Below are 13,590 nucleotides of genomic sequence, written 5' to 3'. Positions count from 1 at the left end.
AATCCCTTTCGTAAGAAAGGGATTTTAAAATTATCTAAATTACATTTTTTCTACGGTTTTAATACCGAGTAACTCTAAACCTTGTTTTAAGGTTTTTTCCGTTAATAATGCCAATTTCAAACGGCTTAATTTTACGGACTCATCTTCAGCATTTAAAATTGGGCAATATTCATAGAATGACGAGAATATGCCTGCTAGTTCGTATAAATAAGCACAAAGCACGTGTGGTGTGCCTTCTTTTCCGACAGTTTGCACTGCTTCTTCAAATTGTAGAAGTTTAATTGCAAGCGCTCTTTCTTTATCATTTTCAAGCGTTAAAGGTGCTGCTAAAAGTGCGGTCGAATTTATATCTGTTTTATTAAAGATCGAACGAATTCGGGTATAAGCATATTGCATATAAGGTGCAGTGTTACCTTCAAAGCTTAACATGTTATCCCAATCAAAAACGTAATCAGTAGTGCGGTTTTTGGAGAGATCCGCATATTTAACCGCACCAATACCGACAGCCTCAATCACGGCTTCTTTTTCATCATTAGATAAATTTGTATTTTTTTCATTAATTAATACAGTAGCGCGTTCAATCGCCTCATCTAATAGATCGGCTAATTTCACCGTGCCACCGGTACGGGTTTTAAATGGTTTACCATCTTTACCAAGCATCATCCCAAAGTTTTTATGCTCTAAAGAGAAGCTGTCTGGCACATAACCTGCTTTACGAGTAATTAACCAAGCTTGTTGCATATGTTGGCTTTGGCGAGTATCTGAAAAAACAAGTGCGCGATCAGCTTTTAATGTTTCATAACGATATTTTGCTGCAGCAATATCGGTTGTAGTGTAAAGGAAACCACCGTCTTTTTTCTGAACGATTACGCCCATTGGGTCGCCTTCTTTATTTTTGAATTCATCCAAATAAACAACCAATGCACCATCATCTTCTACAGCTAAGCCTTGTTTTTTAAGATCTTCTACGATGCTTGGTAACATAGGATTATAAAGACTTTCACCCATCACATCTTTTTCGGTTAAAGTCACATTCAAGCGATCATAGTTGTGCTGATTTTGTTGCATCGTGATGTCAACTAAACGTTTCCACATCGCTCGGCAATATTCATCACCGCCTTGTAATTTCACAACATAATTACGCGCTTTTTCAGCGAAAACTTCATCTTCATCGTAGTGTTTTTTGGCTTCGCGATAAAAGGCCTCAAGATCTTGTAATTCCATTTCACTCGCATGCTCGTTTTGCATTTTTTCAAGATACGCAATAAGCATTCCGAATTGCGTTCCCCAGTCACCAACATGGTTTGCACGAATGACATGGTGACCTAAAAATTCTAGAGTTCTCACAACTGCATCACCGATGATCGTAGAGCGTAAGTGACCTACGTGCATTTCTTTTGCTACATTTGGAGATGAATAATCAATCACAACAGTTTGCTTATCCGTAGCTTGAATGCCTAAATTTTTTTGGGACAGCGCAGTTGAAACTTCAGTTGTAAGCCAAGTTGGATTTAAGAAAATATTAATAAAGCCCGGTCCTGCGATTTCTAATTTTTCTGCAATATCAGATAGTTGAGCATTATCTAAAACTTTTTGAGCAAACTCTCGTGGATTTAAACCTAATTTTTTTGCCGCAGCCATAATGCCATTGGCTTGATAATCGCCAAATTGTGGTTTTCCTGATTGACGAACAAGCGCATCGCAAGATTGATCTGCTCCAGCAAGAATCATAGCTTGTTTGATTTTGTCGGATAAAATAGATTGAATATTCACGTTTTTTCCTATGTTCAAATTGAATAATGAAAATAATCAGATATGATACCGTTCTTTACGAGTTTCTTAAAGGGACAAAATGACAAATTTACAGGAAAAATCACCCGCACTTTTTTCTGATTTGACGGAATTTGAAAAAAAAATTCAACAATTAGCTCAAATGATGTCAATCGATTTTTCAAATTATGAAATCGATCACCTTGCCGTGCGTGTAAATAATGAACAAAATGCAAAAAACTGGCTGACACTTTTATTGAAATACGGTAGAATTTTATCTGATAACATTGTCAACGGACGTAAGATTTATCTAATTCAGTTAGAAAAAGCAGTGAAGTTCGCTAATCAGTTCGTTGATGTTATTGAACTACCGTTCCCTAAAAATAAGCAGTATCCTGTAGAAGGTTGGGAGCATATTGAGGTCGTAATGCCATTTTTACCGAATGAATCGATAAATGAATGGGTACAGCGTATTAATATGCGTTTTTTATGGAGCGAATTAACTCAATTAACCATTAAAGTGAGCGAGCCTAAAGTGGATGGCGAGAGATTGCCTAATCCATCTATTGCAGTAAGTTTTGTTGATAAGACATCAAATCATACTTGTATTAAGGTTCATCCTTATTCTATTAAGAAAATACTCGAGGTTTAGCAAATGAAAAAATTCTCTTTAGCATTAGTTGTATTAGCTGGTTTAGGTTTATCTGCGTGTTCATCTCAAACTGCGCCAGTTGGTGAAAATGCCTATAAAGGTAATATTGTATTTAGTCAACCACAAGGTGAAAACTTACAGTTAACTATTCGTAAAAATGATTGTTCAGGTAATCAACAAGAAGGTGAACAGGTAGTTATTACTCGTAAGTATGATTCTTCTTTAGTTGTTGGTGCATGTGTTATTGTTTCTGGTGATGAAAAAGCAACAAATGTTTCAACATTATCACCTAGAAACCCACTTTAATTTCTTTTAACCCTTTAATAAGGTATATAGCATATGAAAAAAATGACAGCAACATTAGCACTTTTAGTTGCTTTCTCTGTGACTGGCTGTGCTAATACAGATGTTTTCAGTGGTGATGTTTATACAGCATCTCAAGCAAAAGAAGCGCGTTCAATTACTTATGGAACAATTGTTTCTGTCAGACCAGTTAAAATCCAGGCCGAAAACCAAGGTATTGTTGGTGGTATCGGTGGAGGTGCTTTAGGTGGTATAGCAGGTAATGCAATTGGTGGAGGCCGTGGACAGGCTATTGCAACAGTAATTGGAGCGTTAGCAGGTGCTGTAGGTGGCAGTAAAATTGAAGAAAAAATGAGCCAAGTAAATGGTGCTGAATTAGTGATTAAGAAAGACGATGGTCAAGAGATTGTCGTTGTTCAAAAGGCTGATTCGAGTTTTGTTGCTGGAAAACGGGTTAGAATTGTCGGTGGCGGTTCTGATCTTAACGTTTCAGTGCTATAAATTAAATTTATATAAAAAGCGAACGTTTGGTTCGCTTTTTTATTATCTAAAATATGTTAAAACAAACGATTATTCACATAATAAACATATATCTAATTTCAATTGTTTATTGTGGAATTGTTGAAGCGTACTTCTATGACCTATACTTAAAATAATCATTTCAGGTAAATGATATCGAATTTTTCGATAGAGCAAATACTCAGTTGTTTCATCTAATGCAGATGTTGTTTCATCTAAAAATACGACATCGGGTTTAGTGAGTAAAATACGAATAAAGGCAACACGTTGTAATTCTCCAGGGGATAAAATAACTTGCCAGTCATTTATATGATCAAGGGCATGGATATATTTACCTAAGGCACAATCTTCCATTGTTTGAATTAGATCTGGATGGTTGAGATTGATATTAGGATAACAAATTGCTTCCCGTAAAGTGCCTTGTGGCATGTAAGGACGTTGTGGTAAGAATAAACTTCCAGAGCAAGGATGTTCTGCAATACCAATCGTTTCAAAAGGATAAATTCCCGCAATTGCTTTTAATAATGAAGTTTTCCCTGTGCCTGATGCACCCTGAATTAATAGTGCATCACCATTAACTAAATTAATATTTAAATTATTAAGTAATACACGACCTTTTTCATCTTTAATACCGAAGTCTTTTAATGTGACACGATGAGAACATAGAAATGGTTGATAAAACTCTTGATTATCTAAATCATCCATTTTTTTCATAAAACCATATAAACGGTTTAAACGAGCCTGATAGAGTGTAAATTGCTCATAAAATAATCTAAAAAATGAAAGGGCAGTCATTAACCGGTTAAAAGCCTGTACAGTTTGATGCATATCACCAAGTTTAATTTGTCCAGCAAAGAAACGTGGTGCTTGTAACATTAATGGTAAGAGTTTTGCTACTCGAGTAACTCCAGAATTAAATCCATCCAATCCAAGCATTTTTAATACAATAGCCCAACGGTTATGAATTATTTGAGTAAATTTGTGTTGTAAGAATAGTTGTTCTTTTTTTTCACCATGATAAAAAGCAATGCTTTCCGCATTATCACGTACACGGATTAAAGAGTAACGATAATCCCCATTGAGTTTTTCTTTATTAAAATTTAGTTTAATTAGCGGTTTACCTATCCAGACTGACATTAAAGTTGCAAAGATAATAAAGAAATAAATAAAGAATACGACACCTTTCTCAATATTTAAACTAAATAGACTTAATACACCAGATAGTGACCATAGGATAATAGTAAATTCTATCGTTGTAAGAATAGAATTAATCATTCCTCGCACAATTTGTACGGTACTAGTAATAAATTCACGAGCATCTTGTTCAATACGTTGATCAATATTATCGGGTAAATCTTGTTCGTATTTTAAACGATAGTATTTTTTATTGTTTAACCAACGTTGAATCAGTGATGAGTTTAAACTTTCAAGCCAGCGAATTTCAAATACTTGACGGAAGAAGTAATCAGTAATTGAGTGAATGACTTGAACAAGTACAAGAAGAGCATTGAGTTTAGCAAAGAACCAGAATTTTTCTATATTCATTTCTTGCATTGAGCTATATAATCCATTATAGAAAAATGAATTAAGCACGCTAAATCTTACTTCTAGCAATATCATTATAAAGAGCACTAACAACATTAAAATAAGTTTAATGCTGGTTTTTTTATTAATCGATGGTGACACGATACACCAGAATTTTTTACCGAAAGTAGTTTGTTTTAAGGCTAAGATTGTTGCGCTAAAGCATAATATCACCCAAAAAAGTGCGGTTAAAATCCAGTTTAAACTATTATTAAGTTCGGTTTGCCAGTTCATTTATTACCCATAAAGTAAAAACAATAAGGACGAAGTATTCGCCCTTATTGTGCGCTCAATTAAAACTCAATTTTAGTGTTGAAGATAAATTCACGTCCATAACCTAATGCAACAGGGATTAACGTGTTTGTTGCATTACCTGAGGTAGATGGATAGTAAGTTTTATCTGTTAAGTTTTTGCCGTTAAGTTGGAAAGACACTTTCTTGCCAGAGATTTTGGTGTCGTAAGCAATAAAGGCATCATATACCACGGCATGAGGTAGTTTATATGCTTTCGTATAAGTATTGTTGTAGGCATACCAGGAACCTAAATAACGAGCCCCTCCACCAACACGGATGTTACCAAAATCAAATTCACCTATGTTATAAGCTAGGAATAGGGAAGCTTGATGTTTTGGTACACCAGAAAGTTGTTGATTTACCGCATCAGGATAAAGCTCATTTTCAAGTGATTTGACTTTGGTGTATGTATAGTTAGCCGCTACGCTTAGACTATCCGTAATTTGACCATTAAGATCGAATTCCACACCACGAGAACGTTGTTTGCCGACGATATTCAATTGTGCATTTGAACCAGAACCAACGGTTTCAGCCACATTACGTTTACTGATATTGAATAATGCAAGTGTTGCATTGAAGCCAGAGTTTTCGTATTTTGCACCAATTTCAAAAGATTTACCTTGTTCTGGTTTTAAATCTCCGCTAACAGGTGTTGCCACACTCATTTGTGGACGGAAAGACTCAGAGTAGTTTGCAAAGGTCGCAATATGTGGCGTAAATTTATATACGGCACCTAATTGATACAATAACTTGCCATCGTGCTGATCGGTATTTCCGGTTTTTGTTAGATTTTGACCTTTTTTACAGTTTGCCGCATTTAAGCAATGACGTCCTGCAAATTGATCAAAGTACTCATAACGCAAACCACCTGTCATGATAAAGTTATCTGTAAAGTAAGCGGTATCTTGAATATAAACACCAACGGTTTTGAGATAGTTATATTGGTAGGCGTTGCCGTTACCATTTTTATGTGCCGCAACAGGGCTAGTATAGTTTGGATTATCAATATTGATATCAGAATTCATGATACCTTGGTTATAAATTGGACCAAGATCACGAATATTACGCATTGCATCAATACCAGCTACAAAGCGGTTAGCAATATCACCAATACCAAATTCACCAACGATATTTAATGTACCGCTATGAACACGTTGATCACCTTGTTGCTGTTCAATGGCTCGGCGTACATAATGCGCGCTTAATTCAGGAGAGGTAATCTCACCCTTTTTATTTTTAACTGCAGGGATAGTAACATCTGTGACGTTAATATTTGTAATACGAGCTTGATTGTAGAAATATTTGTAACGAGCATAGCTATAACCCGCATTTAATTTCCAACCATCACTTAATTTGTGTTCAATTTTAAAATCAATGTTATCGGTTTTTGCGGTTGTTTCATTATTTGGTTCATCTAAACGACGCGATACAGGAATATCTGGTAATGCATTAGTTGCGGTTAAAAGATTTGTACCACGATCAAATGGCTCAAGAATATCTTTGTGTTCATAAGAAAGAAGCACTTTAGTTTTATCATTTTCCCAAGAAAGTGATGGTGCGTAAGTCGTATTTTTCACTTTGCCAAAATTACGCCAGTAGTCCTTTTCTTGTTTGTCATAGATAAAGCGGTAAGCAAAACCATTTCCTAAACCACCAGTGAAATCTAATTGTGTTCCCCAGAGGCTATGATTACCTAAGGTTCCACCAACGACATAACGTGGCGTTTCTTGTGGTTTTTTAGTAATGATATTAACCACACCACCTGGATCTTGAATGCCATAAAGTACAGATGCAGGACCTTTTAAAACTTCAACGGTTTCAGTTGTCGCGCTAAAGTTTTTAGCTGGGCCGGCTTGTAAACCGTTACGCATAATTGAGTTATCGCGGTTTCCACCAAAACCACGTTTTTGGATGGCATCAAACATACCTCCTAGAGTATTCGCTTGACTCACACCACTGATGTTATAAAGCGCATCAATAAGTGATTCAGATTTGCGATCTTCTAGTAGTTTGGTTGAAAGAATATTTACTGTGTTTGGCGTGTCGAATACTGGTACTTCAGCTTTTGATACGACGGATGTTCCTGTCGTTTGATAGCCATTTTGTTTAATACCTGTATCTTGAACATTAATTTGTTCAATCGTTTCAGTACTAGCTTTATGTTGTGTTTCCGCTAACACAGAAACCGAAACTCCAGCAAAAAGTGTGGTGTAAATTAGGCTTAATTTAAATTTCATAAAATGCTTCCGTAGATTAGATATGGGTAAAAAGAGGCGCGAGTATATCTAAAAGGTTAATTTATATCAATGGTAATTATTATCATTTATTAAAAAATATGTTTATTCTTACATAATGAAATTTGCTTACCCTATAAAGTTGCGTTACCATAATTTCACTCTATCAAAAATAAGGCATAAGATGAAAATCGCATTAGGTATTGAATATCAAGGCACAAATTATTACGGCTGGCAACGCCAAGAAAATGTGCGTAGCATACAAGAACAACTTGAAAACGCGCTTTCCATTATAGCCAATGAAAAAATTGAAATTTTTTGTGCTGGGAGAACTGACTCAGGGGTGAGCGGAACAGGGCAGGTCGTACATTTTGAAACCAGTGCAGTACGCCCTGATAAAGCATGGACATTCGGGACAAATGCGAATTTACCTGATGATATTGCGGTTACTTGGGCAAAAAAAGTTGATGATGAATTTCATGCGCGTTTTTCAGCAATGGCTCGTCGATATCGCTATATTCTTTATTGTAATAAATTACGGTCTGCTATTTTACACGGAGGAATTACTCACTGTTATTTAGATCTTGATGCAGAAAAAATGCATCAAGCTGGTCAGTATTTACTAGGCGAGCATGATTTTTCCTCTTTTCGTGCCGCACAATGTCAATCAAACACGCCGTGGCGTAATGTTCATCACTTATCAGTTACTCGGATTGGGCAATATGTTATTGTGGATATTCAAGCCAATGCTTTTGTGCATCATATGGTCCGTAATATTGTTGGGAGTTTGATTGAAGTTGGTGCAGGTAAAGAATCAATTGAATGGATGAAATGGCTACTAGAGCAAAAAAATCGTCAGCTTGCGGCACCAACTGCAAAACCTGATGGACTATATTTAGTAGATGTAATTTATCCTGAAAAATTTGGCATCCCTAAAAGCCATTTAGGACCATTATTTTTAGGTAATGAGTATGTTAAATAATTAAAAAAACACCGCACTTTGTCATTTTAAGTGCGGTGTTTTTTTTAGAAGGTTTTATTAATATTTATAGATTTCGTTGTACAAGCCACTCTCAAATTGTACTAATGGTGCTCGTTTTGTTTTGCTTTCTAAATCACCAGTTGAGTAGCCATTAATAAATTGAACAAAGGCCACTTTTTCTCCTCGAGCATTTGTCATAAAGCCGGCTAAGTTATAAACCCCTTTCAAAGAGCCGGTTTTAGCAATAACATTTTTTACTAATGGCGGGCTAATTAATCCACCTCGCCCACTGATCGTGCCATCTACACCTGCGATGGGGAAAGTTTCCATTAAATGTAATTTATCTTCGTTTTTGGCGATGTATTCTAAAACGGATAGCATCGTTTTAGGTGCTACAAGATTATGGCGAGACAGACCTGAACCATCGGCTAAAATACTGTTTCCAAAACGAATTCCTTGTTTTTGTAATATGGACTTAATCGCTAATGTGCCTAATTGAAAGGATGCTGGGCGTTTATAGTAATTGAATGCCACTGCTCGGAATAATGAATCGGCAATCTGGTTATCCGATTTTTTCATCATTTTTTTTAATAAATCGGGTAATGGTTTGGATAAATGTTTCGCTAATAGCTGACCTTGTTGTGGTTTCTGTGGCAACATGACTTTGCCATTAAACTCAATACCTAATTGTCTTAATTGTCGTTGAATAATCGCGGCTGCATAAGCATCCGTATCTTGCACAGCAAAGCTTAAGCCAAAAGGTTTAGATTGACGGGCTAAACATCCTTTTACTTGATAGCGATTATTGTCGTGTACAACAACATCGAGCTGACAATAAGGCGCCTCATTGCTATCCGCTACATAGACTTGTCCGAACACTTGAATTGGAAATTGTGCAGGCACATTGATTTTTACTGTTTCACCGGGATTTTGATTGGCATCGAGTTCCGCATAAAAACAGTTGTTATCAATATTCGCAGCGGATGGGGGAGAGTTGAAACACATGGTCAGATCGTTCCAAATCCAACCTAATCCTCGGTCATGACTCGAAAAAACAGAGGTATCTAATACTAAATCGCCATTAATTTTTTTGACGCCTTGTTTTTTTAATTCTGCAAGTAAGGTATAAAGTTGACCACTTGTGAGATCTGGATCACCTGTGAAACGCACGATTAGGTGACCATCTAAATTCCCATTTTGAATTTTCCCATTACTCAAAAGAGCGGTCTCAAATTGGAATTGATCGCCTAATGCGAGTTTAGCGGCAACGGCAGTAAAAACTTTTTGTGTACTCGCAGGAAGCATAAAGGTTGAGCCATTATAATCCGAGATAATTTGGTTTTGATTTATATTTTTTGCGATAAAACCTACGCTAGAGCCTTCAGGCAATTGTTGTGTCAAGTCTGAAACATTAATATTTGCGAAGGTTGGAAGGCTAAAGCTTATGGAAAGTAAAAAGGAGCCAAGTGCGGTGGAAATTGAAGATAATTTTTTCATATTAGGTTTGTTATGGTTGCTATTTTTTCTTAGACGAACAATAATAAGCCCCGAATGAAATTGAGTAAATCATTTTCTCATTTCAAGTTTATTTTTAATAATACTGCGGCAAGATTTTAGGGTTTTGCCGTGGTTTTTGTTTTATTTAGTAAAAGGAAAAACAATGCAACAAATTCCAATGACTGTGCGTGGCGCAGAACAATTACGTGAAGAATTGGATTTCTTAAAAAATGTACGTCGTCCTGAAATTATTAAAGCGATAGCAGAAGCACGCGAGCACGGTGATTTAAAAGAAAATGCAGAATATCATGCAGCTCGTGAGCAACAAGGTTTTTGTGAAGGTCGTATTCAAGAGATTGAAGGTAAACTTGGTAATGCTCAAATTATTGATGTAACAAAAATGCCAAATAACGGTAAAGTCATTTTTGGTGCAACGGTTGTGCTTGTAAATACTGATACAGACGAAGAAGTCACTTATCGCATTGTAGGCGATGATGAAGCGGATATTAAATCTGGTTTGATTTCGGTTAATTCTCCCATTGCGCGAGGTTTAATTGGTAAAGAATTAGATGATACCGTTAATATTACAACGCCTGGCGGTGTCGTTGAGTTTGATATCATTGAAGTGAATTATATTTAAATAAAAAAAGTGCGGTTAAAAATGACCGCACTTTTGTTGTTATTTGCGTGGAAGCTGAATTTTTGCTTCTTCGCTTGGGCGATAAAGCACCAAAATATGCCCGATAGTTTGTACTTGTGCTGCTTTAGTTTCACGCACAATCGCATCGATAATAAGTTGTTTTGTTTCGCGATCTGCACCAGCAACTTTTACTTTAATGAGTTCGTGATGATTAAGTGCATTTTCAATTTCAGCAAGTACGCCTTCGGTTAAGCCATTTCCACCAAGCATAACGACTGGGTTAAGATGGTGCGCAAGACCTTTTAAAAATTGTTTTTGTTTGGTTGATAAGGTTGTCATAAGGATTCCTAATTAAAAAGAGCGGTTGATTTTCTCAATGTTTTTCACTGATTTCAATCAGCCTCGGCTTGAATTCGGCAGATTGTAACCAAATATAAGCAAAACTACTACCAAAAATAGAAGATTATGGGAAAGAAAAAACGTTCAGCGAGCTCTTCTCGCTGGCTAAATGAACATTTTAGTGATCAATTTGTGCAAAAAGCGCATAAGCAAAAGTTGCGTTCACGCGCTTATTTTAAGATTGATGAAATTCAGCAAACGGATAAATTATTTAAACAAGGAATGACGGTGGTCGATCTTGGCGCTGCACCTGGCGGTTGGTCGCAATATGTGGTGGGGCAAATTGGTGGCAAAGGTCGAGTAATTGCTTGTGATATTTTAGAAATGGATCCCATTGTAGGCGTTGATTTTCTACAAGGCGATTTCCGTGATGAAAATGTTTTGAATGCTTTATTAGCGCGCGTAGGCGAAGATAAAGTTGATGTTGTGATGTCTGATATGGCACCCAATTTTAGTGGAATGCCATCAGTGGATATTCCACGCGCAATGTATTTGGTCGAGCTCGCTTTAGATATGTGTAAACAGGTCTTGGCAACCAAAGGAAGCTTTGTTGTTAAAGTTTTCCAAGGTGAAGGCTTTGATGAATATTTAAGAGAAATTCGTTCTTTATTTAATGTGGTGAAAGTGCGTAAGCCTGAAGCATCACGCGGACGCTCTCGTGAAGTATATATTGTGGCGACAGGCTATAAAGGCTAATTGCTTTGATAGCTTTTCATCGCTAATGATGTGTAGTATCTTGTAAAAAATTTTTTAACTTAGGAAAGGTGGGTTAGACTTTGAACGATATGGTCAAAAATCTGGTGCTTTGGGTGGTAGTAGCGGTCATTATGATGACAGCATACCAGAGTTTTAATTCCTCTTCGGTAGATAATTCTACTGATTATACAACCTTTGTTTACGATGTAAGCAATGGACAAGTGACAGAAGCGCGTTTTGATGCCAATGAAATTACGGTAACGAAAACGGATGGTTCTAAATATTCAACCGTGATGCCACCACTTGAAGATAAAAAATTGCTTGATGATTTATTAAGCAAAAAAGTGAAAGTGGAAGGTACGCCATTTGAAAAACGTGGTTTCTTATCCCAAATTTTAATTTCTTGGTTCCCAATGTTATTCCTTGTTGGCGTATGGGTATTCTTTATGCGTCAAATGCAAGGTGGTGGCGGCAAAGCAATGAGCTTTGGTAAAAGCCGTGCCAAAATGCTGAATCAAGATCAGATTAAGGTTACTTTTGCAGATGTCGCTGGTTGCGATGAAGCAAAAGAAGAAGTGGGCGAAATCGTTGATTTCTTGCGTGATCCGAATAAATTCCAAAACTTGGGCGGTAAAATTCCAAAAGGTATTCTGATGGTTGGTCCTCCTGGTACTGGTAAAACCTTATTGGCTCGTGCTATTGCAGGGGAAGCAAAAGTTCCATTCTTCACTATTTCTGGTTCTGATTTCGTAGAAATGTTTGTGGGTGTTGGGGCATCTCGTGTACGTGATATGTTTGAACAGGCTAAGAAAAATGCACCTTGCTTAATCTTTATTGATGAAATTGATGCTGTGGGGCGTCAACGCGGTGCAGGTTTAGGCGGTGGACATGATGAGCGTGAACAAACCTTAAACCAAATGCTCGTTGAAATGGATGGATTTAGCGGTAATGATGGTGTAATTGTTATTGCAGCGACTAACCGTCCAGATGTACTTGATCCAGCCTTAACTCGTCCAGGCCGTTTTGACCGACAAGTTGTTGTTGGTCTGCCTGATGTAAAAGGTCGTGAGCAAATCTTAAAAGTACATATGCGCAAAGTGCCTGTAGCGCAAGATGTTGATGCAATGACATTAGCGCGTGGTACGCCGGGTTATTCCGGTGCAGATTTAGCAAACTTAGTGAATGAGGCCGCCTTGTTTGCTGCTCGAGTGAATAAACGCATGGTAACCATGCTTGAGTTTGAAAAAGCGAAAGATAAAATCAATATGGGGCCAGAGCGTCGTACCATGATTATGACAGATAAGCAAAAAGAGTCGACTGCTTATCATGAAGCAGGGCATGCGATTGTGGGTTATTTAGTTCCTGAGCATGATCCTGTACACAAAGTGACTATTATTCCTCGTGGTCGTGCGTTGGGTGTGACATTCTTTTTACCTGAAGGTGATCAAATTAGTATTAGCCAAAAACAATTAGAAAGTAAGCTTTCTACCTTGTATGCAGGGCGTTTAGCAGAAGATTTGATTTATGGTGAAGAAAATATCTCAACGGGTGCATCAAATGATATTAAAGTAGCGACTAATATCGCGCGTAATATGGTGACGCAATGGGGATTCTCTGACAAATTAGGGCCGATTCTTTATACGGAAGATGAGGGCGAGGTTTTCTTAGGTCGTTCAATGGCGAAGGCAAAACATATGTCAGATGAAACGGCTCATGCAATTGATGAAGAAGTTCGTGCAATTGTAAATCGTAACTATGCGAGAGCAAGACAGATTTTGACTGATAATATGGATATTCTTCATGCGATGAAAGATGCATTAGTCAAATATGAAACTATTGAAGAAGAACAAATCAAACAATTGATGAATCGAGAACCTGTGACACCTCCATCTGGATGGGAAGAGCACACAGGGCAAGCAACTTATGCAAATAGTAATAATGCTCAAAGTGCGGGTGAAAATTCGGTAGATTCTAATTCCTAATCAACTCTCTAATCAACAAGGCCTTTCTTCGGAAAGGC

The 13,590-nt window shown here is 37.0% G+C and carries 12 protein-coding genes; 7 read left to right on the top strand and 5 right to left on the bottom strand.

The features are described 5' to 3' along the window. Window positions 1–39 precede the first annotated feature (39 nt). Window positions 40–1,773: an arginine--tRNA ligase gene (gene argS, locus KP713_RS01570; RefSeq protein ID WP_140527629.1), complete on the bottom strand. Its 1,734-nt coding sequence runs from the start codon at window positions 1,771–1,773 to the stop codon at window positions 40–42. Window positions 1,774–1,852: 79 nt separating this feature from the next. On the opposite strand from argS, the gene KP713_RS01565 reads away from it, so the two are divergent. The 3 genes from KP713_RS01565 to KP713_RS01555 are packed head-to-tail and all read left to right on the top strand — an operon-like array spanning window position 1,853 to window position 3,226. Then, window positions 1,853–2,422, top strand: a complete 570-nt coding sequence (locus KP713_RS01565; protein WP_048952583.1) for a VOC family protein — start codon at window positions 1,853–1,855, stop codon at window positions 2,420–2,422. A gap of 3 nt (window positions 2,423–2,425) precedes the next feature. After that, window positions 2,426–2,728, top strand: a complete 303-nt coding sequence (locus tag KP713_RS01560; RefSeq protein WP_048952582.1) for a hypothetical protein — start codon at window positions 2,426–2,428, stop codon at window positions 2,726–2,728. Between the two features lie 33 nt (window positions 2,729–2,761). Further along, window positions 2,762–3,226, top strand: coding sequence for an outer membrane lipoprotein (locus tag KP713_RS01555; protein WP_048952581.1), 465 nt, complete (start codon window positions 2,762–2,764; stop codon window positions 3,224–3,226). Between the two features lie 69 nt (window positions 3,227–3,295). Here KP713_RS01555 and KP713_RS01550 read toward each other — a convergent pair whose 3' ends face one another. Together KP713_RS01550 and KP713_RS01545 are read right to left on the bottom strand one after the other, a co-directional pair. Further along, window positions 3,296–5,062 (bottom strand): ABC transporter ATP-binding protein/permease, encoded by a 1,767-nt coding sequence (locus KP713_RS01550; protein WP_215769652.1) that lies wholly within the window; start codon window positions 5,060–5,062, stop codon window positions 3,296–3,298. A gap of 59 nt (window positions 5,063–5,121) precedes the next feature. Then, window positions 5,122–7,359 (bottom strand): TonB-dependent siderophore receptor, encoded by a 2,238-nt coding sequence (locus tag KP713_RS01545; RefSeq protein ID WP_215769651.1) that lies wholly within the window; start codon window positions 7,357–7,359, stop codon window positions 5,122–5,124. 181 nt (window positions 7,360–7,540) lie between these two features. Here KP713_RS01545 and truA point away from each other — a divergent pair, with 181 nt between their 5' ends. Continuing rightward, a complete protein-coding gene (gene truA / locus KP713_RS01540) occupies window positions 7,541–8,338 on the top strand; it encodes a tRNA pseudouridine(38-40) synthase TruA (protein ID WP_215769650.1) in 798 nt (265 codons plus the stop codon). Window positions 8,339–8,395: 57 nt separating this feature from the next. Here truA and dacB read toward each other — a convergent pair whose 3' ends face one another. Beyond that, window positions 8,396–9,835, bottom strand: coding sequence for a serine-type D-Ala-D-Ala carboxypeptidase (gene dacB, locus KP713_RS01535; protein WP_215769649.1), 1,440 nt, complete (start codon window positions 9,833–9,835; stop codon window positions 8,396–8,398). Between the two features lie 163 nt (window positions 9,836–9,998). Here dacB and greA point away from each other — a divergent pair, with 163 nt between their 5' ends. Beyond that, a complete protein-coding gene (gene greA / locus KP713_RS01530; protein WP_005637913.1) occupies window positions 9,999–10,475 on the top strand; it encodes a transcription elongation factor GreA in 477 nt (158 codons plus the stop codon). Between the two features lie 39 nt (window positions 10,476–10,514). On the opposite strand, the gene yhbY is transcribed toward greA, so the two are convergent. Beyond that, window positions 10,515–10,814: a ribosome assembly RNA-binding protein YhbY gene (gene yhbY / locus KP713_RS01525; protein ID WP_005628915.1), complete on the bottom strand. Its 300-nt coding sequence runs from the start codon at window positions 10,812–10,814 to the stop codon at window positions 10,515–10,517. A gap of 126 nt (window positions 10,815–10,940) precedes the next feature. Between yhbY and rlmE the strand changes: the two genes are divergently transcribed. Together rlmE and ftsH are read left to right on the top strand one after the other, a co-directional pair. Beyond that, window positions 10,941–11,570: a 23S rRNA (uridine(2552)-2'-O)-methyltransferase RlmE gene (rlmE, locus tag KP713_RS01520; RefSeq protein WP_005637911.1), complete on the top strand. Its 630-nt coding sequence runs from the start codon at window positions 10,941–10,943 to the stop codon at window positions 11,568–11,570. Between the two features lie 89 nt (window positions 11,571–11,659). Continuing rightward, window positions 11,660–13,552, top strand: a complete 1,893-nt coding sequence (ftsH, locus tag KP713_RS01515) for an ATP-dependent zinc metalloprotease FtsH (protein WP_215769894.1) — start codon at window positions 11,660–11,662, stop codon at window positions 13,550–13,552. Window positions 13,553–13,590 lie beyond the last annotated feature (38 nt).

Origin of the sequence: Haemophilus sp. SZY H36, from assembly GCF_018829625.1 — a bacterium.
Taxonomy (GTDB): domain Bacteria; phylum Pseudomonadota; class Gammaproteobacteria; order Enterobacterales; family Pasteurellaceae; genus Haemophilus; species Haemophilus haemolyticus_K.
The sequence above is the reverse complement of the archived record's forward strand: the minus strand, read 5'-3'. Positions and strand labels throughout refer to the sequence as shown.

What these genes read in the sequence shown, in the direction of transcription:
- KP713_RS01565 (WP_048952583.1), top strand. Translation starts at nt 1,853, where the DNA reads ATGACAAATTTACAGGAAAAATCACCCGCACTTTTTTCTGATTTGACG.
- KP713_RS01560 (WP_048952582.1), top strand. Translation starts at nt 2,426, where the DNA reads ATGAAAAAATTCTCTTTAGCATTAGTTGTATTAGCTGGTTTAGGTTTA.
- KP713_RS01555 (WP_048952581.1), top strand. Translation starts at nt 2,762, where the DNA reads ATGAAAAAAATGACAGCAACATTAGCACTTTTAGTTGCTTTCTCTGTG.
- KP713_RS01550 (WP_215769652.1), bottom strand. Translation starts at nt 5,062, where the DNA reads ATGAACTGGCAAACCGAACTTAATAATAGTTTAAACTGGATTTTAACC.
- KP713_RS01545 (WP_215769651.1), bottom strand. Translation starts at nt 7,359, where the DNA reads ATGAAATTTAAATTAAGCCTAATTTACACCACACTTTTTGCTGGAGTT.
- truA (WP_215769650.1), top strand. Translation starts at nt 7,541, where the DNA reads ATGAAAATCGCATTAGGTATTGAATATCAAGGCACAAATTATTACGGC.
- dacB (WP_215769649.1), bottom strand. Translation starts at nt 9,835, where the DNA reads ATGAAAAAATTATCTTCAATTTCCACCGCACTTGGCTCCTTTTTACTT.
- greA (WP_005637913.1), top strand. Translation starts at nt 9,999, where the DNA reads ATGCAACAAATTCCAATGACTGTGCGTGGCGCAGAACAATTACGTGAA.
- yhbY (WP_005628915.1), bottom strand. Translation starts at nt 10,814, where the DNA reads ATGACAACCTTATCAACCAAACAAAAACAATTTTTAAAAGGTCTTGCG.
- rlmE (WP_005637911.1), top strand. Translation starts at nt 10,941, where the DNA reads ATGGGAAAGAAAAAACGTTCAGCGAGCTCTTCTCGCTGGCTAAATGAA.
- ftsH (WP_215769894.1), top strand. Translation starts at nt 11,660, where the DNA reads ATGGTCAAAAATCTGGTGCTTTGGGTGGTAGTAGCGGTCATTATGATG.